Raw genomic sequence first — 26,724 nt, 5'->3', positions numbered from 1 at the left:
AAGTCAACCGCCCGAAATAAACGTGTTCATAATAGTCATTATAACTGCTTGCGAAGGTAATCGGCCAATCCCATCGCGCAGACTTCAAAGTCTAAGCGCAGCAATTCAAAAACCGGATGTTCTTCTGTAATATTTTTTTCATATAAATACTCCGCAATGCGTCTATGGAGCCGCTGTTCAATACCTGCGATCCCTTCGTTCTCACTCCATGCTGTACGTGCTTCCTCCACAAAAATCGGAATCCACTCCATGACTTCATCAAAAGCTTCTTCAGGGTTTTCAGTTTTACCAAAGTGCCCGAAAAACAGCCGCTTCGGGTTCATGGTGCGAAAACGCTCAATCGATTGCTTCATCGCTTCCGGGTCGAATTGATTCGGTGATGTAGTAGGCAGAAAAAAAGTTAAGCCAGTATGCTCAGTTTGATGATAGCGGATGCCTGCAGTGTCTCCGGTAAAAACCCCCTGGCTTGCTGAATCAAAGATCCCTAAGTGGTGTTTCGCGTGCCCAGGAGTATCATAAAAAGTTAAGCAACGGTTCTCACCAATATTGAGCGTCTCTCCATCCGATTTCGTAAGTATTTTTTCTTCAGGAACAGGTAGAATGGGATCAAACAGCTGATTAAATTTATCCCCGTAAACAGCTCTGGCGCCCGCAATCAGCTTGGAAGGGTCAACTAAGTGCCGCTCCCCCCTTTCGTGCACAATAACTTTAGCATTTGGGCATTCCTGAAGCAGCAAGCCTGCCCCACCTGCATGATCTAGATGGATGTGAGTTAAAATAATATACTCAACCTGTTCAGCATCGAGCGATAAATCCTTCAAGCCTTCAAGAATTCTTGGCACAGAAGGGCTCGGACCTGTTTCTACTAAAGTAAGCTTCTCTGCCTGTAAGACATATGTACCTGTGCGGCCTTCAAACCCTAAGTCAAACCCATCAATTAGATAGATATCGTTTCCTAGTTCTATCGGTGCTTTCTTGTCCAATGCCTCCACCTCACCTTTCCTTTTTTTACATTTTACTAAAATATGGATAGAAAAACACCCTGGGCGCTGGATGTTTGTCACAAATTTTTGATGGGTGAATATCATGGTTTTGTGAGGAGTTGATTAACAATGGCAGATGAAAAGTATATGTACCAGCAGGCGTCTCACATGAAACCTACTTACAGCGAGTGTGAGAAACACAAGTATTATCACGTTATGGTTACGCTTGAAGATGGAAGCACAGTAGATGGCATTATCATTGATGTAAAAAATGATAAAGTCACGATGCTGATCAGTGAAGATGTTATGGTAGATGAAAAAGGTGAAGCTCAAAGCTCAAGTTCGAACGATCGTCAATTCGGTTATGGTGGTTATGGTCGAAGAAGAGCTCGTCGTTTCCGGCGGTCTGTACTGCCAATTGCAGGATTAACTGCCCTTGCCCTTTTCCCTTATTTTACCCCTTATCCTTACTATCAGTATCCATATTATCCGTACTACTATTAATCGTGAACCGAGCGGCAATCAGGGAATCTCTCCATGTCTCCTTCCTGATTGCCGGAAAATTAAACCACCTCAGGTCATCCATTTTCTGGATGACCTGAGGTGGGATTTTTTTACTTCATCTTGTTTTTTAACCGAAGATAGTTTTTTCGATTTGCTTCATTTCATAGAAGTAGCCTTGCTTATGCATCAATTCATTGTAAGTTCCTTTTTCCACAATCGTACCTTCATCCATCACAATAATCTGATCCATGAGTTCAAGACCTGTAAGACGGTGACTAACCAGGATCAAAGTATCCTTTTCCGCCTGGTTAAACAAACGTTCATAAATTTTCCGTTCAGTTAGAGCATCTATAGAAGAAGTAGGTTCATCCAGTATCCAGAGTTGTTCTCCTTTCAGCAACGCCCGTGCCATTGCCAGACGCTGTTTTTCTCCCCCAGAGAGATTTTCTCCCTTTTCAAACACGGGATAGTCCAACTGGAAAGAGCCAAGTTCTACGTCACGGAGGGCGTCCAGCATTTGCTCATCCGTAAGGTCATCTTTAGCTAATTGCAGGTTTTCCCGAACAGTACCAAAAAAGAAGTGATTTTCCTGCAGAACGACGTTGCTTTTGCTCCAAACACTCTCCTCATCAATTTGAGCCATTGGATGTTCATTAAGAAGGATCTCCCCTTGGTTTGGGGTATGAATTTTTAAGAGCAGCTGCAGTAAAGTTGATTTACCTGACCCACTTGGACCAACGAGAGCGGTCTTGGAACCCGCTGGAATCTTCAAATTTACTTGCTGCAAAGTCTGCCGCTCTTCCTCAGGGAAACGAAAATCTACTCCGCTCAATTCAAATCCGTATGACTCCCCGCCGGCCAGATGGAGCCTGCCATTATCCTCAATCATTTCATCGCCTATGGAAAACAGTCGCCTGGAAGCACGTTTACTGTCTTCTAAGTGACTGGGAAGTACGGCCATGGGAGTAGCATTTTCAAATACCGTCAGCGAAATCATCACAAGCATCGCTAAGAACAAGCCATTTAAATCGCCCCTGGCAACAAGATAAGCTCCGAGTCCCAATACAACCCAGGAGATTAGTAAAGACACCAGCGTATTAACTGAATGGCTGAAGATTCTCTGCATACCCTCCCTCTCCTGTTCTCTAATATAAGAAGAAGAGGATTCATGCAGCCGTTCTTCTTTATCCTCCAATTGCTGATAAATTTTCAAATCTCGGAATCCATAAAGAAATTCCGTTACATCTATCGATAATTCTCCTCGTGATTCCCTTACTCTATTTTCAATCGTTCTCTGCCGTAATGAAAATAAAAAAGGAACAAAGACTCCCGTAAGGGTCAATCCAAGAAGCAGTACGATCGCAATTGATGTAGAAAAGACCGATGTAAACACAATCGTACTTAAAAAGATGACAACGAGAACTACTGGAGGGTAATAGACCCTGAGGAAAAAGTTCTGCAGACTTTCCACATCTCCCACAATCCGGGCCAGCAGATCACCACTCCTGTATTTTTGAAAAACACGCGGAGCATAAGGCTCCAGCTTCTCAAAAAAAGCCACCCGAATATTACTTAACATCGTGAAAGTCGCGCGGTGGGAATAGTAACGCTCCGCATAACGTCCCAAAGCCCTTGCAAACCCGAATAATTTTAAGAAGGCAATCAGGACCGTGAGGGCGTATAGCGGCGGCACAAGAGCGGCTCGCGAAATCAAATAGCCGCTTGAGGCAAAAAGGCCCACAGCCGCCATTCCAGCTAGAAACCCAAACAAAATCGATAATAGAACGTCTTTTTTCTCTATGGCCACAAGTTTAATCATTTGGCTGATGTCTTTCATGCTGGCGTTCCTCCTTGCTGAAGACGTACCATTTCCTTATATTCCGGATGCCTCTCCATTAATACTTCATGAGGTCCTAAAGCAGCCAGATTCCCTTGATCTAAGAACAGGATCTGGTCGGCGTTTTTGATCGTATGAAGACGATGCGCTACTGTAATAACTGTTGACGTTTTAGAGAGCTCCTTCATAGATTCCTGCAAGATACGCTCTGTCTTTAAATCCAGTCCTGTGGTTGGCTCATCAAAAAGGATAACAGACGGACGTTTTAGAAAAGCTCTCGCTATCGCAAGCCTTTGTTTTTCTCCACCTGAAAGTCCGCGGCCTGCCTCTCCTACAGGAGTTTCATAGCCCCGCTCCAAAGATTCAATCAATTCTGCAATCCCCGCTCTCTGAGCAGCAGCTTTAATGTCGTTCATCGTATGATCACCACGACCACCAATCGCAATATTTTCAGCAATGGTTCCCGAGAATAAATAAGGATGCTGTGAAATATAACTCACTTCCTTAAACCATTCGTGCTCCTGGTAAAAGGAAAGAACTTCTCCATTTACTTTCACTTGCCCTTCTGAAGGCTGAATCAGCCCAGCTACCACATGGAGTAATGTAGATTTACCTGAGCCGCTTCTTCCGACAATCGCGGTTTGTGAATAAGCGGGAATGGTGGCCTGAATATTTTCAAGTGCAAATAACCCCTCTTCTTTTCCATAGCTGAAATGCACATTCTCAAGTTCTAAAAATGGCGGGTTAGACCCTGCAGATAGTTTCTCTTCTCCCCACTCTACATAAGATTCCGTTTCACTCAGTTCCTCTGCCAGCTGATTGGCAGCACCCGAACTTCCGCGTCCTGTATGAAAAGCACTGCCGAAATCTTTAAGAGTTAAGTAAAATTCAGGGGCTAATACTAAAATGAAAAAAGCAGAGAAAAATGGAATGCTTTCATATACAACCAAACGAATGGCAATCTCCAGTGCAATCAAGCCAATACTGAGCATGGATATAAACTCAAGCATAAGTGATGAAATGAAGGCCACCTTCAAAACGCCCATGGTAGCATCACGAAAACCGAGGCTGCTCTTTTCTATTTCATCTTTCTGCTTCTGAGCTCTTCCGAAAAGCTTTAACGTAGTTAAACCTTGAAGAGTATCTAGAAACTTACCGGAGAAAGCCGAAAGTTTCTCCATTTGTTCTTCTGACTTTTTCTTCGTCATCACTCCGACAATAGCCATAAAAAAAGGGATAAACGGAGCGGTAATCAGCATGATGAGTCCGGAATAAATATGCTGCGTAAACACAACAATGAGAATCATAAGCGGGATGACAGCCGTCTGAATCATTTGAGGTACGTAATTACTAAAATAGCCATCTATTTCGTCTACTGAATCCATAAGAACACTAACTTTACGACCCGACTGCCCTTTCAAAGAAGCCTGAATAGGATTTCTTGAAAATTTTTTAATAATAGCCTGACGGAAATGACTCTTTGCGCGGGCTGCCATTTTCACACCGGTACGACCATGGAGCCACGTAAATCCTGCCCGTCCAGCCAGAACAAGTAATAGACCAGCGAGCAGAGGGACAATCTCCTGAAACGATTGCTGCTCTAAAAATATACGGTCCACAATGGCTACAAAAAAGTAAGCCTGTCCTATGATCGTTCCACCAATGATAAGAGAAATGATGAACAAAGCCAGAATCACTTTTCTTTGACCAAAGGCTAATTTGCTCAAATGTTTCATCTATATAAACTCCTAACTGAAGCTATTTGTGAATTATTTCACACATTAATTCCATTATAATGCATCCTGCTCCAAACTTCTAAGGATAGAACTGATGAATTTATGACAATTTCTATTCATTTTTTCCCTATCATTCCCATTGCATACCATCTCTTTGAAAGTCCTGGACTAAACTTAAGAACCCAGGCGCTTAAAGAAACCTCTGATTTCCTTCCTGCTTTTTAAAGCAATTATCTTTTTTTCAGGGCTCATGCTTTTAAACGCCTTCAGCCTCTTTTTCATTTTCTTCTTTCGAGGATAATAGGTGGTAACAATGAACTTAATAAATTCAAGATCAAGTTTCTCTTCACACCCTTCCCCAATGTCGTCACGCGTTTTTCCGCGATGGAACCACCACCTTTTCATTACACGGTAGAGACAAAGAAGAAGCGGCAGTTCCAGATAAATAATTGTATCTGCATGGGAAGCTCTCAGGTCGTAGGTCGAACTATAATTCCCTTCAATGATCCAGGAGTCCCTTCCCACCACTTCCTCCTGTTTGCTTTTGAATTCTGGCAAGCCTGCTTCGATCCAGCCTGGTTTCCAGTAGAAAGCATCGAGATGATAAACACCTATACTTAACTGGTCTCCCAGTTGCCGTGCAAAGGTAGATTTTCCTGCTCCTGCAGAAATTCCCATCACCATAATCCGTTTCAATCCTTTCCCTCCGTTCACTAACCGAAAAGTTTTCTAACTATGCCATTCCTGCTCCAAGATGGCATATAGATACGAATCACGCCACTGGTTATCCACCAGTAAATCTTCATGCAGACGGCCTTCTTTTTTCATAGCATTTTTTTCTAAAACACGGTAGGATGCCACGTTTCTTACATCACCGGTCGCATAAATTCGATGAAGGTGGTGTTTATCAAAACCATATTCAATTAGCATACCGGCCAGCTCGGTCGCCAGCCCCTTCCCTGAAAAATCAGGATGAACAATATATGAGAGTTCTCCCTGTTTATTGACTTTACTTCTAATATTCAACTCACCTACGCCTAAAAACTGATGGTTCTCTCTATCCAGCACACCAAATGCATACCGCGTCCGTGATTGATGCAAAGCCTCTCTAATGATCTGATTCACGTATCCCTTGGATTGTTCTTCTGTATTTGGTCCCCAGGGCTGGTATTGGCTCACAGATGGAATGGATGCATAAGAGTGAACAGTCCGCCAGTCCTCTTCTACTATTTCACGCAAATATATCCGGCTCTCTTTCCAAGAATTCAACATTCCCCACCTGCTTTCCTATCCTTATAAAGAACTTCGATATGTTTCCAGGATGTACCTTGCTCGCTCATCTAATTTTTCAGGCAGATCCTCATAAGAGAAATAGCATAATCTCAAACTCTCGGCATCATTTATCTTTAAGGTCCCATCAATGTTAGAAGCAAGGAATACACCGATAACATTGTAGACTTCATCTCCGTTTGGATACTGAAAATAAAGTTCCTTTCCAGATAAAGTTCCAAGATGCAGGTATTTCAAGGCTACAAGTCCTGTTTCTTCATATAGCTCTCTTTCTGCCGTTTCAAGGAAACTTTCACCTGGCTCCATAGCTCCTCCAGGCAGACCCCATTCCTTTGTATCCGACCTGAATTGGAACAAAATTTTACCATTTGGATTTTGAAGTAAGATTGTAGACCCTGCAATAATAAAGGGGCGGGTTCCAATTAGACTTCTCATATCTTTCACGTAGTCTTTCACCATTTCACATCCCTTCTTAGTACTTTATTTTCTGCGAGCCCGGCAAACGTTTGTTTCAAGTTTTCGTTATCAAGTCATTCAGTTAAATTATAAAACCAATAGGTTTATAGTAATTGTCCATCATTATTTATATACAGGAAAAGTTTATTGTTGATTTTTCATAAGAGGCTTATTACGCAATAGGTCCGGTTACAGTAAGACTCAGTTTCGAGGTAAATTGGGTCCGTTACTCAAAGTGGAAGAGAGCTGCTGGGGAAATAACTCGTCTTGTTCCATCACCCAGACACTCGAGACATAAGCCGCTCATCAACGGATTGGAAAACCGCCATCCTTTTGATGCTCGGCTTATGCTGGTCGTGTCTTTCGGGGTGATTCCACATTTGAACACTTTCCTATGGCCCTACACGACGTAGGGTCGGAAAGCGAAATCCTCCCCTGAAGGACCTTCCGCTCAACAAATGTCCCGAAACTGAGTCTTCAACAAACGGGAGCTTAACCTTAAAATCAACATTGAAGTTTAACAAAGTCACTCCAATAAAAAACCCCGCCTCCAAGAGTACACTCCTGGGGGTGGGATCACTATCGTGGTACCGCCCAGTTCATTAATGTGCCCTTACGCTAACCTTACCCAGTACGGCCCCAGCCGCTACAGAAGAGTCATCTCACCAGTCCTACTTCCATCCCTCTATTAAAAAAGGGAAAAATTCTGGAACTCGGCGGCGGAAATGTGTGTAGTTATGCTCCCCGCCCTCAATAATCTTAAATTTAGAAGGTTCGATCTTAGGCTTTACTATATCGAACATGCGCTGATTTGATTCTATGAACCCCTGATTAATAGTTTCCTCATCGCTCCCCGCTTCGAGAGTTCCGCAATCAACATAAAACCTTTCCACAGGAGATAAATCAGCTCTATGAGCAAGTTGTTCCATTTCCTCCTGATTACGAAAAAAAGCAGATGATATTGCTGCCGCTCTTTTAAAGAGGTTTGGATATTTACACATAGCATAAGTAGAGATTAAGCCACCAAGTGAAATTCCAGCCATGGCTGATTGATCCGGCCGGGTATGGTAGTTCTTGTCAATATACGGCTTTAATTCCTGAACAACAAATTCTATGTACTGTTTTCCACCTCCACCGATTCGACTTTCATCTTTCATCATGTTACGGCTATAATCCCCGTTTTCCCATGGGCAGTATTCGACTTTTCTCTGTTCTCCAGGCTTTGAATCTATTCCAACCACAATAACTTCATTCTTATTTCTGTCCAAAAAATGTTCTAAGTTCAGAGATATGCCACCTATAGCTGATTGATCGCGAAAAACGTTTTGACCGTCATGCATATATACAACAGGATAGCTTTTTTCTATTTCACCATAATCATCCGGTGTATAGACTCTGACTCTTCGTGAATCATTTAAACACATCGAGTTTATTGAAAGAACTTTTAACATCTATTTCCCACGCCCCTTCATCACTATTACTAATAATTCACTTACGTATTAACTCATGTAACGTTTCACGGTTTACATTTTCCTATTCCCCATTAATCAGAATAATAGATTTATATAATAAAAATCAGGAAGGAAGTACCTTTCCACTTTCTACACGCTTAAAAAATCAAAATTAAGGGAAGATGTTAGAGGAAAAAAAGAAAAGGAAGTATAATCATGGGTCCTTGACCATGTAATTTTGAGGTGAAAGAATGAATAAATCATTAATATCGTTAATTCTGCCTTCTTTTAACGAAGAAAAAAATATTCCTATGATCTATGAGGCTATACATAATCAAATGGAGCCGCTCTCCTACAATTATGAACTCATCTTTATTGATGATGGCAGCCAGGATCATACGTTAGAGTCGATTCAGATGCTTGCTTCTGCTCATGACCAAGTAAAATATATATCCTTCACTCGTAACTTCGGGAAAGAGGCAGCTATGCTGGCAGGGCTTGAAAAATCGAAGGGGGAAGCTGTTATCATTTTGGATGCAGACCTTCAGCACCCGAGCTCTCTCCTACCGGCCATGGTTGAAGGATATGAAGAAGGATATGATCAGGTAATTGCCCGTCGCACGCGCACGGGAGAGTCTCCTCTCCGCAAAGCCCTGTCATCAACCTTCTACAAAATTATCAATCAGCTGGTAGACGTAACATTAGAAAATGGTATTGGTGACTTTCGTCTATTAAGCAGAGATGTCGTCAACGACATTCTAAAATTAAGTGAAGGGAACCGTTTCTCTAAAGGGCTGTTTTCCTGGGTCGGATACGAAGAAAAAGTGATTAACTATGAAAATGTGAGCCGCCAGGAAGGGGATTCGAAGTGGTCGTTTTCAAAACTGTTAAACTATGCAATTGACGGCCTTGTTTCCTTTAATACCAAACCACTGAGGGTTTGCTTTTATGCAGGTCTCCTCACTTTATTACTATCACTTGGATACATCAGCTTTATTTTTATAGAAATTATCAGAACAGGTATTGCGGTGCCTGGTTATTTCAGCACCATCTCAGCGATCCTTTTTCTTGGCGGCGTTCAATTGCTAAGTCTTGGTGTCGTCGGAGAATATATAGGCCGCATCTATAATGAAGTCAAACGCCGTCCACACTATCTTGTAAAGGATACGAATATTCATGACACTAAAGATCAATTCACTCAACAATGAACTTACACGTTTTATCCTCGTTGGAGGAATGAACACTCTTAATTACTACATTGTGTTCTTATTCCTCCACAACTTACTAAATTTTCATTATATGGTTGCTCATATTACCGGCTTTCTCATAAGCTTTGTTATATCTTTCTTTCTTAATACCTATTTCACTTATAAAGTAAAACCTACCCTCAAAAAGTTCCTGCAGTTTCCATTAACTCAAGTGGTCAATGTGGGAGTTTCATCACTTCTGGTCTTTGTGCTGGTCGATTTACTCAGTTTAAACAGTAATATTGCGCCGCTGATTGCTGTGTTTTTCACCGTACCTGTAACCTTTATCGTCACAAGTAAAATATTAAAACAATAATGGTGGTCCCTTATGAATAAACAAAAAATCACGATACTACTTTTTGCAAGCCTCCTTGTCGCCACCTTCTCCCATCTTTTCTTTTTGAGAGAGTGGATGGGAGGCACATTTATGGCTGGGCCCAATGACGGGCTGAACCAAATGATTCCCTTCAAACAATTTATATACGAGAACTATACGAGCGGGAATTTCTTTTATTCGCTCGATTTCGGTTTTGGAGGAGGATTTTTTGGGCAGCTGGGATATTACTTCTCTACGAATCTGTTCTTCATTATGACGGTTGGTGTGGTATTTCTATTAGAATTGCTGCACGTGATCGGTGCTCCCGACTCGTTATTCTGGGCTCAGGCTATTATCTTCAGCAGCATTATTCGCATGACCCTTGTCATTTTGCTTACAACCTACGTTTTCAGATATATGTCGCTTCATACGATTCCGTCTTTTATTGGGGCTACTCTTTACGGTGCTTCCGTTATTTACTTTCGTCATGTATCTTACTGGGAATTTTTTGCAGATGCCTTTTTATTCGTCCCCCTTTTAATTCTAGGGATTGAAAAAATCATCCGTGAACAAAAGCCAGGCTGGTTTATTTTCGCGATTGCCGTAACTATGTTTAACAATTTCTACTTTGCTTATATCAGCTTCATTTTCGCTGGCATTTATATTCTTGTTCGCTGGCTTATTTCCCTGCAGAAAGAAGAAACAGGGAAACTTCAGCAGCTTAAGCTCTATGTCATTTCAGTAGTACTAGGAATGGGATTCGCTTCTGTTTCTTTTGTACCTACCTTATACGCTTACTTCCATAACTATAGACCGGCGTTCAATCAAGAACGACCACTTTTTGACTTCAGCGATAACATGCTGCTCGACAGCCGCACATTTTTGCTGTCGACCATTGTGGTGCTTTTTCTATTTCTTTTTTCTTTTTATAAAAATAAACTATTCCGGTTGTTTGCTGTCCTGACACTATTATTTATTATTTTTCACTTCAGTCCTTTTATGGGAAGCGCCTTTAACGGCTTCTCTGCCCCACGACACCGTTTTGAATATCTCGGCTTTTTTGCAGCCGGCGGGCTAGCCGCAGCGGGCCTGCAGGTAATAAATCAGGTAAAGAGATGGGAAGTTTTCGTGGCGATCTTTCTGACAGGTCTAAGCTATTACTTTTTTGCCTGGAAAGATCCTTATTATCAAATCGAAAGCGTATTTGATCAATACATGCTGTATCAATTAGGAATCTCTATAGCAGCTTTCCTGTTGCTTAGTATTCAGCATAAAAAAACCTGGGTAACAGGAGGAGTCATCATTGTGCTTCTGAACGCGGGGATGATGAACGTTTATCAGCATGACAAACTTTATAAAGCAGGAAATCTAGAAGAAACCACTAAAGATTATATCCTTAGTGATGGCTATGCTTCTCCTGAACAGCAACAGCTGGTGAATCGCGTCCAGGAGAAGGATCCAAGTTCCTTCTATCGATTCGAATGGAAAGGGATGGATGACCGTAATAATATCCCGTTAATTCAGGATTTTAGCGGAACCAGTGTCTATTCGAGTATATTAAATGAACACATTCTCTATTGGTATTATGAGGATATGGAAGTCGATATGAAGCAAGAGAGTATCAGTCGTTATTCCGGATTCGGTGACCGAGCCAATTTGTACAGCTCCTTAAGTGGAAAATACATTATGACTAAAAAGGGTTCTGACAGAAATATGCCTTATGGATTTGAGCCTTATATAGAAAGCAGTAACTATCAAGTCTATCGAAATACAAAGCTGCTGCCCTTTGCACGTACGACAAGCAAGGTTTACAGTGTAGATTCCCTATCAGATGCTTCCATGATTAAACGAGAACAAGCTATGCTTGAAGGAATCATTTTAGAAAATCCGGACTACGAAACTTCTCCCGTTAATCCGCTCCCTGATCTGATGGATAACGCCGAGGTAAAAGCAGTTGGAGGCACTTACCAGGATGAGCGGCTGCAGGTAACCGAAGAAACAGGCGGTTTAGATTTGCAGCTCAACTCGCTCCCTAAAAATGCAGAAGATATTTATGTATCCTTTTATATAAAAAATAACGTCAAATCCGCTCCGTGGTTTCCCTTGTATGTGAATGATTACCGAACATCCAGAAAATCGCGGGAATCCTTTTATCGAACTGGAATGAACGATGTGACGATCCGTGTTCCAGCTGACGAAAAAATTTCCATACGTGTACCTAAAGGCGATTACCAACTGGCCGAACTGGAATTGCACTACGCAACCTATGAAACACTTGAGAAAGCCTATGATAAATCCGATCAGGTTTCCAGCGTCGCTGCGAAAGGAAACCAAGTAGATATTCAGTTGAATAACAACCAGAAGGATCAATTCCTTACGATTCCTGTCCCTTATGAAAAAGGCTGGCATGTGGAGGTGAACGGAGAAACAAAGAAAGTCTTACGTTCGAACTATGCCTATCTTGGCGTGGAACTTGAGGAAGGGCAGAACCAGGTATCCTTTACGTATTATCCACCTTACTTCAAAACTACGCTTGCTGTATGTCTATTATCCGCTCTCCTCTCCTTCTTATGGATCCGGAGAACACACAAATGGTAAAAAGGACGTCCTCCTCAGGGCGTCCTTTTTATTATGGTGGATTGCAAGCAGGTGGCACGAATACACGAGCTCCTTTAAAATAAAAACAAGAGCTAACGATTTAATCTATTTTGAAGGAGTCTTTTATCATGGCCGATAACCAAAGAAAACTGCCTTTATATATTCAAATTAAAAATAAAATGATCCACAACGTGAAAAATGGGCTATGGAAACCAGGAGATGCCATTCCTTCTGAAAGTCAGCTGATTGAAATGTACAACGTAAGCCGTACCACGATTAGGCAATCGATACGGGAACTCGTCCAGAACGGCGTGTTGGAAACTCGTAGAGGAGCCCCTGCTAAAGTGCGCACGATCCCTCCAGAAGAAGGAGTAAATCCCGGCGTGCTCCATCATGAAAAAGGGACCCACTTCTCTATAAAAGTAATCCGCTCCGGTAAAGCTTCTTATGCGCTCCACGCCCGTAGTTCCCTCGAGTTAACGGAAGAGGAAGAGATGTTTCTGATTGAAAGAATCCGATTAGCTGATGGAAAACCAATTGCATACCAACAATTGTTTCTTCCCTACTCTATCGGTAAAACTATTGAAAATGACATAGATACGTCCTTTGATATCTTTCCGAGGTTAGGACAACAAGGAATTTTTTATACGAATATTCAAGAAGATGTATCTGCATCTAATGCCACTTCGTTTGAAGCTGATGTATTAGGGATCATTCCCGGAGAAGCTCTCATCGATATTGAACGTACAACAACAGGAAGCGGATCTAAGCCTATTGAATACAGCCGCACTAAATACATTCCTTCCGGCTTTAATTATAAAGTAGAAATTGGCAGCTAGGTCTCCTTATCACCTATTGCAATAAGTTAAACCTTATTGTAATATGTTAGTTAATACACAAACGTGAATGAGGAGGAATTATTATCTCTAAACTGACGAGTAACCGACATGATAAAACTCAGATTGACCTTGTCCGTATGCGTCAATATAGGCTTGGCCGTGTTCGTGACCAACTAAAAGCGCTAGGGTACGGAGGTATCGTCATTTTCGATCCAGTGAACTTGCGTTATGCGACAGGCAGCAGGAACATGCAAGTATTTATGCTGAGGAATCCAGGCCGCTATGTATTCATTCCAACAGAGGGACCTATTACACTGTTCGATTTCCCTAATTGTGAACATCTCTCAGAAGGACTGGAAACCATTGATGAAGTTAGACCAGCCATCACTCTATCTTATGTAGCCTCCGGTGAGAATCTTTATGATAATGCGAAAGAATGGGCAAAAGAAATTGCTGATTTGATGGCTCAGCATGCAGGTTCTAACAAGAAACTTGCTGTCGACTATATCCCATCTGTAGGAGCTGTGGAGCTTGCCAAACAAGGAATAGACGTCCGCGACGGGCAGGAACCAATTGAGCATGCCCGAAGTATTAAAAACAAGCAGGAAATCGAAGCAATGAAAATTTCTGTTCGTACGGCAGAAGAAGGTATGATCCGTATGCAGCAGGCTCTTGAACCTGGAATTACTGAAAATGAACTGTGGTCCCACCTTCACCAGGTAAACATTGCTCAGGGAGGGGACTATGTGGAAACACGCCTTCTAAGCTCTGGAAACCGTACGAACCCATGGTTCCAAGAATGCAGTGACAAGGTGATTAATGACGGGGAACTTGTTGCTTTTGATACAGATATGAATGGTCCCTTCGGTTTTTTCACCGATATTAGCCGGACATTTCTGTGCGGGGATTCCGAACCTTCAAACGAGCAGAAACGCTTGTATCAGACCGCTTATGAGCAGATCCAGTATAATATTGACTTATTAAAACCAGGTATGACCTTCCGAGAGTATGCTGAAAAAAGTTGGAAGATTCCGGATGAGTTCTTTCCAAATCGTTACTTTACTGTTGCTCATGGTACCGGCTTAAGCGGAGAATATCCTTATATTGTTTATCCGCAGGACTTCGAAGAAAAAGGATATGATGGGGTCATTCAAGAAAATATGGTACTTTCTGTAGAAAGTTATATTGGCTCTCCTGGTGGCAAAGAAGGAGTCAAATTAGAGGAACAGCTTCTCGTAACGAAAGATGGCGTAGAAAATTTCTCTGACTTTCCTTTTGAGCATCGTTTACTCAAATAATTTTTCACTTAAAAGCCTCAACCTCCCTTTGATTTGGGAAGTTGAGGCTTTTATTAATTGTTCTAATCATTTTCCGAATTGCTTATTACAATAAAGCTCCCGTTTGTGTAAGACTCAGTTTCGAGATAGTTGGGCCCATTACTCTATGTGGAAGAGGGTTGGTGGGGAAATAACTCGCTTTCCTATGGCCCTACACGACGTAGGGTCGAACGACCCTGCGTCGTGCAGGGCCGCGGAAAGCGAGCCGTTCCCTGGAGCCCCTTTCTCCAACCAATATCTCGAAACTGAGTCTTATAGTAACCGACTCGTTAGTGGAATAACTTGCCGGTGAAGTTTAACCACAACGTTTAACAGATCCATAAAAAAACCACCCTTTACTTGTACGCAGTAAAAGGTGGTTTTTTGGTTTTATGATAAGTTTTGACTCCAGTCAATGACGGCTTCTCCTTCAAGGAAACGCTCAGAGTCCATAGCAGCCATACAACCTGTACCTGCTGCCGTAACTGCCTGCCTGTATTTCTGATCCTGTACATCACCGCAGGCAAATACGCCGGGGATATTTGTATCGGTTGTACCGGGCTCTACTAAAAGATAGCCTTTATCATCCATGTCCAACTTACCTTTTAAGAATTCGGTATTTGGATTATGTCCAATGGCTACGAAAATTCCGTCTGTTTCAATTACTTCCTCTTCCTCTGTTTCATTGTCTTTCACTTTCAAACCTGTAATTTTCATTCCATCTGAAATCATTTCTATTGGTGTTTTGTTAAGAGCCCACGTGATCTTATCATTGTTTTTCGCTCTCTCCTGCATAATCTTCGACGCACGCAATTCATTGCGGCGATGCACGACCTGCACTTCACTAGCGAACTTAGTCAAGAACGTAGCCTCTTCCATTGAGGAATCGCCGCCCCCAACGATGACCACTTTTTTATTACGGAAAAAGAAGCCGTCACACGTAGCACAGGTACTTACACCTTTGCCGATGTTTTCCTTTTCTCCCGGGATGCCAAGCAGTTTAGCAGACGCCCCTGTAGATATAATGAGGGTTTGCGTCTCTAGTTCACCCAAGCCATCTACGTTTAATTTAAAAGGACGTTGATCCACATTGACATCCGTAACCCAGCCTCGTTTAAAAGTAGCACCAAAACGTTCCGCCTGTTTCTTCATATTATCCATTAGTTCAGGTCCCATGATTCCATCAGGAAATCCCGGAAAGTTCTCTACTTCTGTCGTTAACGTAAGCTGTCCTCCTGGTTCTGGACCTTCAATAACAAGGGGCTCCATATTCGCTCTAGCTAAGTAGACAGCAGCTGTCAACCCTGCTGGACCGGTTCCTAATATAATTGATTTATAAGCCATATTGATTCCTCCTTACAATATAATATCCGCTCTTAGTGGTATAACCTGTTTTAGGCATCCTCATTCACTTTTTTAATCCTTGTTTCATCGTATGCAGTCATCTTGATCAATTTGCAAGTAGTTAAAATGAAAGGAGATCAAGCAGAACTTCTTTTAATTCTGATTCAGATCTTATCAAAGCTGCCTATTAGACCATACCCGCTCCATTAAAATTTTTAACAACCCTTTCGAGGAATTCTAGAAATTCTTACGATACGCTCCTTATCTTTACATTTTACATAAACATTCCTCCTTGGGCTGATGAAGAGACTAAATAGCAGAAGGATCATATGATATAGCACATGCTGTCATACGCACGGTTTAGCTTTTATGGAGCAGGAGGAAGTAAAATGAAGCGCTATAACCCCTTATGTTTATTCCCGGGATATAAATACTGCGGGCCGGGATGCAGTGGGCCGGGGACGCCGGTCAACGCAGTTGATGCAGCCTGCAAGGTTCACGATGAATGTTACAGGTATTATGGGAATTATTGTGAATGTGACATAGCTTTTATTCGTCAATTAGAGCAGCTGCAGAACCGTTATACGGTTGAAGGCCGTCACGCACGAATGATGTACAAATACATGAAAATGCAGCGTCTTTTCACCTGCGCGTTTTAAATTTCATCAAAAAAGACAGCTGAGTATTAAAACTCAACTGTCTTTATGTCTTTTAACGCGTATATTATTCTACGGTCACACTCTTAGCTAAGTTACGAGGCTTATCAACATCGCAATCGCGATGAAGCGCGGCGTAATAAGAAATTAGCTGCAGAGGAATAACAGAAACAAGCGGTGTAAGAAGGTGATGGACATGAGGAATGACAAATGCATCTCCTTCTTTATCCAGCCCCTTCATACTTATAATTAAGCTGTTTGCCCCACGAGCTTCAACCTCTTGGACGTTACCACGGATAGAGTAATTAACGTTCTCCTGAGTGGCAAGGGCTATGACAGGGGTTCCATCTTCAATTAGTGCGATGGTTCCGTGCTTCAATTCACCGCCGGCAAAACCTTCCGCTTGAATATAAGATATTTCTTTTAATTTCAAGGAACCTTCAAGTCCTACATAATGGTCGACACTGCGACCGATGAAGAAGCAATTACGTGTAGTCGGAAGGTATTCGCGAGCCAATTCCTCGAGTTCTTCCTTCTGATCCGTTAAAGCCTCCATAGCATTGGCAGCAATTCCTAATTCCTGCATTGGATCAAACTCGAGCTCAAGACCTTTAGCACGTGCGGTATCAACCGCAAGGATAGCCAGGACGGCCATTTGTGCTGTATAAGCTTTTGTTGATGCAACTGCAATTTCAGGCCCTGCATGCAGGTGCATTGTATAATTTGCTTCCCGGGAAAGGGTGGATCCAGGTACGTTTGTGAGCGTTAACGCTGGATGACCAAGTTCTTTTATCTGGACAAGTACAGAGCGGCTATCCGCTGTTTCTCCGCTTTGAGAGATAAACAAGAATAAAGGCTTTTCAGAGAGAAGCGGCATGTTATAAGAGAATTCACTGGCCACATGAACTTCTACTGGAATATTCGCTAATTTCTCAATGAATTGTTTTCCAAGAAGTCCTGCGTGGTAACTCGTTCCAGCGGCAATGATATAAATGCGGTCACAATTTTTCATAGCCTGACGAATATCAAGGTCGAGCTTGATTTCATCATTTTCATTTTTATATTCTTGAATGATTTTACGAATAACGAATGGCTGTTCATCAATTTCTTTAAGCATAAAGTGCGGGTATGTCCCTTTTTCTATATCTGTAGCATCCAGTTCTGCTGTGAATGGTTCACGTGTTACAGTAGTACCGTCCAATTTTTGAATTTCTACGCTATTCCTTTGAACGATAACCGTTTCTTTATCCATCAGCTCCAAAAATTGATCCGTCACATGTAATGCAGCCATAGAATCGCTGGCAACAACATTGAAATCGTCACCAAGACCAACTAACAATGGGCTCTTATTCTTAGCTACATAAATCGTATCTCTGTTCTCACGATCAATTAAAGCGATAGCATAGGATCCGGATAGTAATTCTACTGCCTTACGAAAAGCAGCTGCTACATCGTCCATTTGCTCATTTAATACTTCGATAAGCTGGACAATGATTTCTGTATCCGTCTCACTCTTCATATTCACATTAGCCAGATACTCATCACGAATATCAATATAGTTTTCAATAACACCATTATGAACAATAGTGAATCGCTCAGAAACACTTTGGTGCGGGTGAGCATTTTCACGACTTGGCACACCATGTGTTGCCCAGCGGGTGTGGCCGATTCCAAGAGTAGCTTTATTATTTTCATCAACAGCTTCTCTTAAAGCAGCAATGCGGCCCTTTACCTTAAATACGTTCACACCATCATTGTTCAAAGTGGCAATCCCTGCAGAGTCATACCCGCGATATTCTAACTTCTCAAGACCATTCAATAATATATCTTTCGTATCCTCTTGTCCTATATATCCTACAATTCCACACATAAATTGTTGTCCTCCTCAGGTTATGGAGTAAGGGCAACGAATGAGCGTCAATCTACTTCAGGGGCTGATTCGCTGCCCCTCTCCCGTTACATTTCTTTATTTTTCAGCACTTTGTTCAAAGGATTTGAGCAAAGAGTCGCCTCTTTGGTTTAAGCTTTGAACTTCCAGTTGAGTGCGGCAACTGGGAGGCATCCGCCGAACGTTCGATGAACCTCCTCCTCGTCAACTGTGCTGCTACTTCAGCGCACAGTCCTGGCGCTTTTCAATTAATTCCTTCTTCTCTCCTTTTCTATGCTTGAATAAGGCCTTTAACTTACATTACCAAAACAAAACTGCTGTAAACTTATTTTTATAGGCCAGCTTTTATTTTACCTGAACTTTTATTTGCAGGTCAATCTTTATTATGAGGGTCTTGAAAACCACGCTATATAGTATGCACAGGATGCACGTACGTGCATCCTGCATCTTGTCCTTATTCTTCCTTCATACCCAATTCTTCTTCTACTACTTTAACTACTTTATTCACGTAAGTTTCACATTGTTCTTCAGTTGGTGCTTCGACCATAATCCGAACAAGCGGTTCAGTACCTGAAGGGCGGACCAGCACCCGTCCGCTGTCTCCCATTTCTTCTTCTACTGCCTGAATGGCTTCTTGAACACGAGGATGAGTCTGTACTCTATTTTTATCAATGACTCTCACATTCTTAAGCACTTGTGGAAATTTCTCCATTTCACCGGCAAGCTCTGACAAAGGCTTGCCGGTCTCTTTCATAACATTAACAAGCTGGAGTGCAGAAAGCAGCCCGTCGCCAGTTGTATTATGATCGAGGAAAATAATATGGCCTGATTGTTCACCGCCCAGGTTATAGCCGCCGCGGCGCATTTCTTCCATTACATAACGGTCGCCTACCGCGGTTTTATCACTTTTCATGCCTTTGGATTCTAACGCCTTGTAGAATCCAAGGTTACTCATAACCGTTGAAACGACTGTTGAATGAGTAAGTGTTCCACTCTGATTCATGTACTGAGCACATATATACATAATGCGGTCGCCATCCACAATATTTCCCTTTTCATCCACTGCAATTAACCGGTCTCCGTCTCCGTCAAAAGCAAGACCAATATTCGCTCCTTTTTCCTTAACCAGTTCCTGAAGCTTTTCAGGATGGGTGGAACCTACACCTTCGTTAATATTCAGCCCATCTGGTGATGCTCCGATAGAAGAGATATCAGCTTCTAAATCAGCAAATAGATGAGAAGCAAGGGAAGAGGTAGAACCGTGCGCGCAGTCTAATGCAATATGCAGTCCATCAAAGTCGTAATCGACTGTCTGCTTAAGGTGCTGTAAATACTTTTGTCCACCTTCAAAATAGTCGTTTATTTGACCTAAATCAGAACCGGACGGACGTGGAAGTGTATCTGTTTCCCCATCAATCAGCTCTTCAATTTCTTGTTCCTGAGCTTCTGTTAGTTTGAAACCATCTGGTCCAAAGAATTTAATCCCATTATCCTCCACAGGATTATGAGAAGCAGAAATCATAATTCCCGCTTCTGCCTGAAGCGCCTTTGTTAAGAAAGCTACCCCCGGAGTAGAGATGACGCCCAAACGCATAACCTCCGCGCCAATGGACAGCAAGCCAGAAGCAAGAGCACCTTCCAGCATCTCTCCTGAGATACGCGTATCACGCCCTATAAGGATTTTAGGCTTGGTAACCTCTTTTGTTAGTACATAACCTCCATATCGCCCGAGTTTAAATGCAAGTTCCGGGGTCAGTTCTTTATTAGCAACACCACGGACCCCGTCTGTACCAAAATATTTTCCCATAAATAAAACCTCTCTTTCTAAAGTGAAACTGTTTGTTATTTAGCTGCATTTATTGTGATCGCAGGAAAGAACCCTTATTAATCTGCGCTATGATTAAACGATTCCGCGAAAACTTTTATTGTAGGTGATTACCATTTCATTCTTCCACATCTATTTCTACTTCAAGCTTTTCTGGTTCCACAGAGGTAACCCCGTTTGGAACCGGGATATCCACTTCCTGTGTCTGATCTTCCGTAACTTCCGTTATATCTACTGGGATTTCCTCCAGCTTATTGATAACCGCCAAGACATCTTCTGGACCGTACAACGTAACTGTTTCTGTAGAAGTAGTTACTGAATTGACCACCACACCCTCAGGAGCCCCGCCTTTTGGTGTAACCTGTACAGGAACTTCTTTTTTCCTTTTGGATAGTGGAACATTTACTTTAACCGTTGTAGGATCGACCAGCACGTTCAGTTCGTTGCCTTGTTCATCATAGACTTTCACGGGTGCTTCCAGATCTTCAAGTGAACTCTGAGCTGATCCAACATCAACTACAGCTTTCACAGACGCCACTCGATCTACCACAGAAGCTGATCCCGTAATGGTTGCCATTTCCGGTTGTACCGTTGGTTCTTCTAGCACGAGCTCACTGTCCAGTCTGCTTTCATTCAAGTAATCAACCTTCACTTCGAAATCCTCACTGACTTTTTCTTCAATAGTAACTTCAATCGTTTTAGGTTCGAGAGAAACAGACAGTTGATTCGATATCCCTGAATGCTGTAGAGAGACTTCGTGCACTCCAGGACCTAATCCGTTTAAGTCCACAAAGACCGTGAAGTTTTTCTGGCGTACTACAGGAGTAACTACACTAGCCTGACCTTCCACTGTCACGGAGACCTCTTGAGGCAAGCCACTTACTACATATTCTTCACTGTCGAATCGGATCTCAAGTGGAATATTGTCCATTGTCTCCATATCAGAGGAATTTTCATTAAAAAACAAAGAATCAGAATCCATATTATTATCTACATTCACTGTAATCCATAGTAAACCTGCCAGAATCAAGGAAATAATTCGGATGAACCAAATACTTTTCAACCAATTATCCATTCTTTTTCCCCCTCCAGTTCCAGGTCTTCACTGCGGAGGAATAGTCAAGCTCCGTCCGGAGGATTTCTTCCAGTTTTTCCTGGTCGAGGTTTCTGTGAAGTTCCCCGTTTTTTGTACAGGAGATCGCTCCAGTCTCTTCAGAAACCACGATGGTTAATGCATCGGTAACCTCACTGATCCCCATTGCTGCCCGGTGCCTTGTCCCAAGCTCCTTCGAAATAAAAGGACTTTCAGACAACGGCAAGTAGCAGGCAGCTGCGACAATTTCATCATTTTTAAGTATTACGGCGCCATCATGAAGCGGAGTGTTAGGGATAAATATATTGGTCAGTAACTCATTTGAAAGGTGGCCGCCAATGCGAATCCCCGTTTCAACGTAGTCTCCCATTCCCGTGTCCCTTTCAATTGTTATAAGGGCTCCTATACGGCGTTTAGCCATATAATTACATGATTTGATTATAGCCTGGATTGATTTTTCCGTTGTATCCTCTTCGGAGGAGTTTCTGCTGAAGAAGCTCCCTCTTCCCAATTGCTCTAATGCACGTCGGAGTTCGGGCTGGAAAAGTATAATAATAGCTAGAAAACCCCATGTAATGGCCTGGGACATTAACCACCTTAACGTGGTAAGTCCAAATAAATTACTCAATAACCATATACCCAGAATAACGAATATACCTTTTAGCAGCTGTACGGCTTTCGTCCCCTGGATCAGCATGATTAATTTATATACAACAAACCAGACAAGGGCGATATCAACCGTAATCAAGAAATAATCTAATACATCAAATCCCCCATCAAGCATGCCTACACTTCCTTTTAATTTTAAAATCAAGCAATTTTTAGAAAAAATTTACCTGTATTATTATATCACACTTCTATTTATCGGAATATGAGAAGCATTATTCAATTCAAACAAACAATTTAGTATAAAAAAACCAGGGTGTAAGTTCACCCTGGTTTTTATTCCTCCTGATCTTCTTCAAACGAAAAGAGATCAGAAACTATATGCTTCGTTTGGTACCATACCCACTCATAAATTTGATTGACCTCGGTCAATTCACCCGTATAGGCACGGAGGGTAGATGAATCTAAATTATTTTCGATGTCACCCTTTGGCTTTCCATTTATAATGTCTCCATTAATGATGGTAACATCACCATTTATTTTTCCAAGAATTTTCAAATCTCCATTCCGGACGACCAGATCGTCGTTAATCGTGACACCTTCAGGAACGATTACGGTATGATCCCTGATCTCCAGATTTTCCTGTTTAGACACCGTTACGTGGTGATCCTGATTCCAAGCGGAAAAAATGCCACTGAACATAAGAATGAAAAATACGGCTGCAGCTGTTAAAATCGGGTGACGCTGCATGGCTCGAATATAGTTCTTCCGCTTTTTCTCTTTAGGAAGGCTGCTCATTACGTTTGCAGTAAAGTTACTCGGTGCCGAGGCAGGACCTGTATTTTTTATAAGCGTAATCGAACGCTTTAATTCATGGAAATGATTTTGACAGGACGCACAGGTTTGCAGATGGTTTCGCAGTCGTCTCTCTTCTTCTCTATTTAGCTCTCCATCCAAATATTTATGCATGAGTGAAATAGCTTCTTTTTTACAATTCATTCCCTCAACTCCTTTACACATGGCGAAGCCTTTTGCGCAATGCTTCCCTGCCGCGGTGAACTCTGGTCTTAACTGTACCCACGGGGATGTCCAGCACTTCTGCGATTTCCTGAAGTGCTAACTCGTCTAAATAACGTAATACGATCACACTACGGTATTTAGGCGGCAAGGCCAATATTTCCTTATGGATATAACTCTGAAGTTCAAGGCTCTCTACCTCTTCTTCCGGCAAAGCCTGGTCAGCTGCCAATTGAGAATACATATCCAGTCCATCCGTTCCTCTGACCTCAGCATCGAGGTGGTAATCCGGTTTCTTTTTACGGATTCGGTCGATTGTCAAATTGGTTGCAATTCTATATAACCAAGTTGAAAATTTCCTTTTCTCATCAAACGTATGGATATTTGTATAAGCACGGATAAAGGCTTCTTGTGCAAGATCTTCAGCTTCATAGGCGTTCCCAACCATACGTAAACAAATATGGTACACTTTAGTCTGGTAAAAAGATACGATATCTTCAAACGCTGATTGGTCCCCTTTTTTCACTTCTTTAATTTTCTGTTTAATCATGGATTCCATCTGCTATACCTCCGCTTTACTTGCGGTCGATATCCTTTACGGATGACCTCAGGGCTAAGTTTCAAAAATTATATAAAAATATATCTTTTTATAAGTTTAACTTCTATTAGTATGGGTTATAAGAGAGTAAATGTAAAAACTTACATAGGAGGAATGTTCCATGGAACAGGAAATATTTTTAATTAATGAAATTGAAATGTGCCGTGAAGAAATGAGCAGGGCAGCGAGAAAGAACTCATTAACATCTAAAGAGGTCCTGCAGATGAGTATTCGTTTGGACGAACTTATGAACCAATATGAAAACCTTAAACAAAAAGAACAGCAACCTGCCTGAGACAGATTGCTGAAAATAAAATTCTTATTTTAAACTTTCTCCAAATAAAGACCCCATCAAACCGACTGCGACACTTGCGGTCTTATTTTTTTCATCTAAAATCGGGTTAACTTCCACAAACTCCGCAGAAGTAATCATTTCTGACTGATAAAGCATCTCCATAGCTAAATGACTTTCTCGATAGCTTAGTCCACCAATTACAGGTGTACCGACTCCAGGCGCTTCGTGAGGATCCAATCCATCAAGATCAAGACTTAAGTGAACACCATCCGTACGCCCTTTTAAGTATTCTACACTTTCTTCCATTACTTTAGTCATGCCCATACGGTCTACTTCGTGCATGGTATAAACTTTAATCCCACGTTCCTTAATGAGCTCACGCTCACCCTCATCTAATGAACGCGCTCCCACAATGACAACATTTTCGGGCTTGATTTTAGGTTCATAACCATGGATACTTGTAAGCTTCTCATGTCCGATTCCCAGGCTTACAGCTAAAGGCATACCGTGAATATTACCGGAAGGTGAACTATCAGCCGTATTTAAATCACCATGCGCATCATACCAAATAACTCCTAAATTCTCGTAGTGTTTGGCAATACCTGCTAAAGTTCCCATAGCTATACTGTGATCCCCGCCCAATACCAGCGGAAAGCGTCCTTCTTCCACCACTTTATCTACTTCTTCAGCTAAACTTTGGCTGCCTTCAGAAATTTCATTCAAGTTTCTTAAATTATCAAGTTTCTCGCTTCCTGTTTGAGGAGGTAAAGGAATATCAATATCTCCCAAATCTATTATGTCATATTTTAATTGTTCTAAGCGCTCTCTCATACCTGCATATCGAATCGCGCTCGGCCCCATATCGACGCCTCTTCTCATTTGGCCCAAATCCATTGGTACCCCGATTACGGAAATTTGTTTATTCATTTATTTTCCTCCTTTATTCACTACTCTAATTGTATCCTTTTTTTGATAAATGACTCAACTAGACATCTTAGTGTATATATATGCGGCTATAGGCATCATAAAAGAGGGACACATGCATGATTACTTACCTTGCGTGCAAGTTTTGGCTGAAACTAAAAAACTGACATCAGTAATAGATGTCAGTTTCGTAATACATTCTTAATCTTGTAAGTGGAGCCTAGCGGGATCGAACCGCTGACCTCCTGCGTGCAAAGCAGGCGCTCTCCCAGCTGAGCTAAGGCCCCATATGGAGCGGGAGACGGGATTCGAACCCGCGACCCCCACCTTGGCAAGGTGGTGTTCTACCACTGAACTACTCCCGCATCAGTAGAACGGTCCCAAAATTAAAGTATTGAAGGAATGAGCCATGAAGGATTCGAACCTTCGACCCTCTGATTAAAAGTCAGATGCTCTACCAACTGAGCTAATGGCTCCCAATGTTAATTAAGATCTTATTATGAGTTCGAAAGATGCTCGTCGTGTTGCAAGTTTACCCTAAGAAGCCTCACTCCTCGCAAGCCTGCGAAGATGGCTATTCAAGTAGTAGGCTTGCTCTACCAACTGAGCTAATGGCTCCCAAATTAGAATGAGATTTTATATCATTTGCGAATTCTCATAGTAAATTTTGCTCTCTATGAGTTAATAACTTGCAAACCGAATTATTTATCCATACCCCCGCTTATGCTGCCGATAAACTACAGACATAGAGCTTATGTATTGAAAAATAAAAAATCCCGTCAATTAATGAAGGAATTAAATGGCTGGGCCAGCTGGATTCGAACCAGCGCATGACGGTACCAAAAACCGTTGCCTTACCGCTTGGCTATGGCCCAACGAGTACAATGTTAGTATGGTCATTGAATTTAATAATATACATAAAGGTATATATTTTCTCATAAAAATATGCTGATTTATGTACTATCAGCAATCGACCATGCTCTAACAACTAAAATAAATGGTGGAGGGAGTAGGACTCGAACCTACGAACCCGATGGGAGCGGATTTACAGTCCGCCGCGTTTGGCCAACTTCGCTATCCCTCCACGTTAGTCAAAACATTTAGTGGTGCCGGCCAGAGGACTTGAACCCCCAACCTACTGATTACAAATCAGTTGCTCTGCCAGTTGAGCTAGGCCGGCTAATTATGAAATTAAAATGGTGGAGGATGCAGGGATCGAACCTGCGACCCCTTGCTTGTAAGGCAAGTGCTCTCCCAGCTGAGCTAATCCTCCATCAATTGGTGACCCGTACGGGATTCGAACCCGTGATACCGCCGTGAAAGGGCGGTGTCTTAACCACTTGACCAACGGGCCTTCTTACGATTACTTCTGAGAGCTTCCAGCCGGATTTGAACCGGCGACCCCTTCCTTACCATGGAAGTGCTCTACCACTGAGCTATGGAAGCAAGTGGCTCCAACGGTAGGATTCGAACCTACGACCAATCGGTTAACAGCCGATTGCTCTACCACTGAGCTACGTTGGAATAATATAAAGCTTCGAGATGCTAAGTATAAGGGAAATGACGTGGCGGCGTCCTACTCTCACGGGGATCGACCCGACTACCATCGGCGCTGAAGAGCTTAACTTCTGTGTTCGGCATGGGAACAGGTGTGACCTCTTCGCCTTCACCACCACATCATATACAGTTTGAGGTAAACCCTCAAAACTGGATAAGGCAATCATTCAACCATCGGACGAGCGAACGTCTCTTCCGACTTCTTTATTAAAGGATAGATAAGTCATCGATCCATTAGTATCCGTCAGCTCCACGTGTCACCACGCTTCCACCTCGGACCTATCAACCTCATCGTCTCTGAGGGATCTTACTTACTTGGCGTAAGGGGAAATCTCATCTCAAGGGGGG

Annotated in this window: 23 protein-coding genes, 10 tRNA genes and 2 rRNA genes; 8 read left to right on the top strand and 27 right to left on the bottom strand. The window is 42.2% G+C overall.

What is annotated here, in order from left to right; translation table 11 throughout:
* Window positions 1–38 precede the first annotated feature (38 nt).
* Window positions 39–983: an MBL fold metallo-hydrolase gene (locus BMZ06_RS13585; RefSeq protein WP_089752613.1), complete on the bottom strand. Its 945-nt coding sequence runs from the start codon at window positions 981–983 to the stop codon at window positions 39–41.
* Between the two features lie 129 nt (window positions 984–1,112).
* On the opposite strand from BMZ06_RS13585, the gene BMZ06_RS13580 reads away from it, so the two are divergent.
* The gene (locus BMZ06_RS13580) at window positions 1,113–1,487 is read left to right on the top strand and encodes a hypothetical protein (RefSeq protein ID WP_217646824.1); all 375 of its coding nucleotides are present in this window, start codon (window positions 1,113–1,115) and stop codon (window positions 1,485–1,487) included.
* Between the two features lie 127 nt (window positions 1,488–1,614).
* On the opposite strand, the gene cydC is transcribed toward BMZ06_RS13580, so the two are convergent.
* The 6 genes from cydC to BMZ06_RS13550 form a co-directional block, all read right to left on the bottom strand.
* Window positions 1,615–3,324 carry a thiol reductant ABC exporter subunit CydC gene (gene cydC / locus BMZ06_RS13575; protein ID WP_089752611.1) on the bottom strand — a complete coding sequence of 570 codons (1,710 nt, stop codon included), beginning with the start codon at window positions 3,322–3,324 and terminating at the stop codon, window positions 1,615–1,617.
* Window positions 3,321–5,060 carry a thiol reductant ABC exporter subunit CydD gene (cydD, locus tag BMZ06_RS13570; RefSeq protein WP_089752608.1) on the bottom strand — a complete coding sequence of 580 codons (1,740 nt, stop codon included), beginning with the start codon at window positions 5,058–5,060 and terminating at the stop codon, window positions 3,321–3,323. The genes cydC and cydD overlap by 4 nt, the downstream gene beginning before the upstream one ends.
* A 174-nt stretch (window positions 5,061–5,234) precedes the next feature.
* Window positions 5,235–5,756, bottom strand: coding sequence for a P-loop NTPase family protein (locus tag BMZ06_RS13565; RefSeq protein WP_089752606.1), 522 nt, complete (start codon window positions 5,754–5,756; stop codon window positions 5,235–5,237).
* Window positions 5,757–5,789: 33 nt separating this feature from the next.
* Window positions 5,790–6,332 carry a GNAT family N-acetyltransferase gene (locus BMZ06_RS13560; protein ID WP_089752604.1) on the bottom strand — a complete coding sequence of 181 codons (543 nt, stop codon included), beginning with the start codon at window positions 6,330–6,332 and terminating at the stop codon, window positions 5,790–5,792.
* 21 nt (window positions 6,333–6,353) lie between these two features.
* Window positions 6,354–6,809, bottom strand: coding sequence for an NUDIX hydrolase (locus BMZ06_RS13555; RefSeq protein WP_089752602.1), 456 nt, complete (start codon window positions 6,807–6,809; stop codon window positions 6,354–6,356).
* A gap of 668 nt (window positions 6,810–7,477) precedes the next feature.
* The gene (locus BMZ06_RS13550) at window positions 7,478–8,257 is read right to left on the bottom strand and encodes an alpha/beta hydrolase (RefSeq protein ID WP_089752600.1); all 780 of its coding nucleotides are present in this window, start codon (window positions 8,255–8,257) and stop codon (window positions 7,478–7,480) included.
* 251 nt (window positions 8,258–8,508) lie between these two features.
* Here BMZ06_RS13550 and BMZ06_RS13545 point away from each other — a divergent pair, with 251 nt between their 5' ends.
* From BMZ06_RS13545 to BMZ06_RS13525, 5 genes are all read left to right on the top strand, one after another.
* Window positions 8,509–9,465, top strand: coding sequence for a glycosyltransferase family 2 protein (locus BMZ06_RS13545; protein ID WP_089752598.1), 957 nt, complete (start codon window positions 8,509–8,511; stop codon window positions 9,463–9,465).
* A complete protein-coding gene (locus BMZ06_RS13540) occupies window positions 9,434–9,820 on the top strand; it encodes a GtrA family protein (RefSeq protein ID WP_089752596.1) in 387 nt (128 codons plus the stop codon). The genes BMZ06_RS13545 and BMZ06_RS13540 overlap by 32 nt, the downstream gene beginning before the upstream one ends.
* 12 nt (window positions 9,821–9,832) lie before the next feature.
* On the top strand, window positions 9,833–12,418 hold the full coding sequence (locus BMZ06_RS13535; RefSeq protein WP_089752594.1) for a YfhO family protein: 2,586 nt from the start codon (window positions 9,833–9,835) through the stop codon (window positions 12,416–12,418).
* Between the two features lie 128 nt (window positions 12,419–12,546).
* On the top strand, window positions 12,547–13,257 hold the full coding sequence (locus BMZ06_RS13530) for a GntR family transcriptional regulator (RefSeq protein WP_089752592.1): 711 nt from the start codon (window positions 12,547–12,549) through the stop codon (window positions 13,255–13,257).
* Window positions 13,258–13,394: 137 nt separating this feature from the next.
* Window positions 13,395–14,555 carry a M24 family metallopeptidase gene (locus BMZ06_RS13525; protein ID WP_089752590.1) on the top strand — a complete coding sequence of 387 codons (1,161 nt, stop codon included), beginning with the start codon at window positions 13,395–13,397 and terminating at the stop codon, window positions 14,553–14,555.
* Window positions 14,556–14,963: 408 nt separating this feature from the next.
* Here the strand turns inward: BMZ06_RS13525 and trxB are convergent, their stop codons facing one another.
* Entirely contained in the window at window positions 14,964–15,917 is a 954-nt protein-coding gene (trxB, locus tag BMZ06_RS13520; RefSeq protein WP_089752588.1) for a thioredoxin-disulfide reductase, read from the bottom strand.
* Window positions 15,918–16,306: 389 nt separating this feature from the next.
* Between trxB and BMZ06_RS13515 the strand changes: the two genes are divergently transcribed.
* Complete coding sequence (locus BMZ06_RS13515) at window positions 16,307–16,576, top strand: phospholipase (protein WP_089752586.1); 270 nt, start codon at window positions 16,307–16,309, stop codon at window positions 16,574–16,576.
* 64 nt (window positions 16,577–16,640) lie between these two features.
* On the opposite strand, the gene glmS is transcribed toward BMZ06_RS13515, so the two are convergent.
* From glmS to sigW, 6 genes are all read right to left on the bottom strand, one after another.
* Window positions 16,641–18,443, bottom strand: coding sequence for a glutamine--fructose-6-phosphate transaminase (isomerizing) (gene glmS, locus BMZ06_RS13510; RefSeq protein ID WP_089752583.1), 1,803 nt, complete (start codon window positions 18,441–18,443; stop codon window positions 16,641–16,643).
* A gap of 472 nt (window positions 18,444–18,915) precedes the next feature.
* Window positions 18,916–20,268: a phosphoglucosamine mutase gene (gene glmM / locus BMZ06_RS13505; protein WP_089752581.1), complete on the bottom strand. Its 1,353-nt coding sequence runs from the start codon at window positions 20,266–20,268 to the stop codon at window positions 18,916–18,918.
* 136 nt (window positions 20,269–20,404) lie between these two features.
* Window positions 20,405–21,361 (bottom strand): CdaR family protein, encoded by a 957-nt coding sequence (locus BMZ06_RS13500; protein ID WP_089752579.1) that lies wholly within the window; start codon window positions 21,359–21,361, stop codon window positions 20,405–20,407.
* The gene (gene cdaA, locus BMZ06_RS13495; protein ID WP_089752578.1) at window positions 21,354–22,163 is read right to left on the bottom strand and encodes a diadenylate cyclase CdaA; all 810 of its coding nucleotides are present in this window, start codon (window positions 22,161–22,163) and stop codon (window positions 21,354–21,356) included. Before cdaA ends, BMZ06_RS13500 begins: the two co-directional genes overlap by 8 nt.
* Window positions 22,164–22,321: 158 nt before the next feature.
* Window positions 22,322–22,984 carry an anti-sigma factor family protein gene (locus tag BMZ06_RS13490; protein WP_089752576.1) on the bottom strand — a complete coding sequence of 221 codons (663 nt, stop codon included), beginning with the start codon at window positions 22,982–22,984 and terminating at the stop codon, window positions 22,322–22,324.
* A 13-nt stretch (window positions 22,985–22,997) separates the two neighbouring features.
* The gene (sigW, locus tag BMZ06_RS13485; RefSeq protein ID WP_089752574.1) at window positions 22,998–23,561 is read right to left on the bottom strand and encodes an RNA polymerase sigma factor SigW; all 564 of its coding nucleotides are present in this window, start codon (window positions 23,559–23,561) and stop codon (window positions 22,998–23,000) included.
* A 160-nt stretch (window positions 23,562–23,721) separates the two neighbouring features.
* Between sigW and BMZ06_RS13480 the strand changes: the two genes are divergently transcribed.
* Complete coding sequence (locus BMZ06_RS13480) at window positions 23,722–23,895, top strand: aspartyl-phosphate phosphatase Spo0E family protein (RefSeq protein ID WP_089752572.1); 174 nt, start codon at window positions 23,722–23,724, stop codon at window positions 23,893–23,895.
* A gap of 24 nt (window positions 23,896–23,919) precedes the next feature.
* On the opposite strand, the gene rocF is transcribed toward BMZ06_RS13480, so the two are convergent.
* From rocF to BMZ06_RS13415, 13 genes are all read right to left on the bottom strand, one after another.
* On the bottom strand, window positions 23,920–24,822 hold the full coding sequence (gene rocF, locus BMZ06_RS13475; RefSeq protein WP_089752570.1) for an arginase: 903 nt from the start codon (window positions 24,820–24,822) through the stop codon (window positions 23,920–23,922).
* Between the two features lie 211 nt (window positions 24,823–25,033).
* Window positions 25,034–25,106 (bottom strand) — tRNA-Ala (locus BMZ06_RS13470).
* A gap of 3 nt (window positions 25,107–25,109) precedes the next feature.
* Window positions 25,110–25,184 (bottom strand) — tRNA-Gly (locus tag BMZ06_RS13465).
* A gap of 38 nt (window positions 25,185–25,222) precedes the next feature.
* A tRNA-Lys gene (locus tag BMZ06_RS13460) sits at window positions 25,223–25,295 on the bottom strand.
* A gap of 324 nt (window positions 25,296–25,619) precedes the next feature.
* Window positions 25,620–25,694, bottom strand: a tRNA-Gln gene (locus BMZ06_RS13455).
* A 123-nt stretch (window positions 25,695–25,817) separates the two neighbouring features.
* Window positions 25,818–25,903: transfer RNA gene (locus tag BMZ06_RS13450), tRNA-Tyr, on the bottom strand.
* A 20-nt stretch (window positions 25,904–25,923) separates the two neighbouring features.
* Window positions 25,924–25,999, bottom strand: a tRNA-Thr gene (locus BMZ06_RS13445).
* Window positions 26,000–26,016: 17 nt separating this feature from the next.
* Window positions 26,017–26,092: transfer RNA gene (locus BMZ06_RS13440), tRNA-Val, on the bottom strand.
* A 6-nt stretch (window positions 26,093–26,098) separates the two neighbouring features.
* Window positions 26,099–26,173, bottom strand: a tRNA-Glu gene (locus BMZ06_RS13435).
* A gap of 20 nt (window positions 26,174–26,193) precedes the next feature.
* Window positions 26,194–26,265: transfer RNA gene (locus BMZ06_RS13430), tRNA-Thr, on the bottom strand.
* Between the two features lie 3 nt (window positions 26,266–26,268).
* Window positions 26,269–26,343: transfer RNA gene (locus BMZ06_RS13425), tRNA-Asn, on the bottom strand.
* Window positions 26,344–26,382: 39 nt separating this feature from the next.
* Window positions 26,383–26,496: ribosomal RNA gene (gene rrf / locus BMZ06_RS13420) — 5S ribosomal RNA — on the bottom strand.
* 94 nt (window positions 26,497–26,590) lie between these two features.
* Window positions 26,591–26,724 (bottom strand): 23S ribosomal RNA (locus BMZ06_RS13415); the annotation flags it as partial.

This window comes from Halobacillus alkaliphilus (genome assembly GCF_900113125.1).
In the GTDB taxonomy this organism is placed as follows: domain Bacteria; phylum Bacillota; class Bacilli; order Bacillales; family Halobacillaceae; genus Halobacillus; species Halobacillus alkaliphilus.
This window is presented reverse-complemented; position numbering and strand designations above follow the sequence as displayed.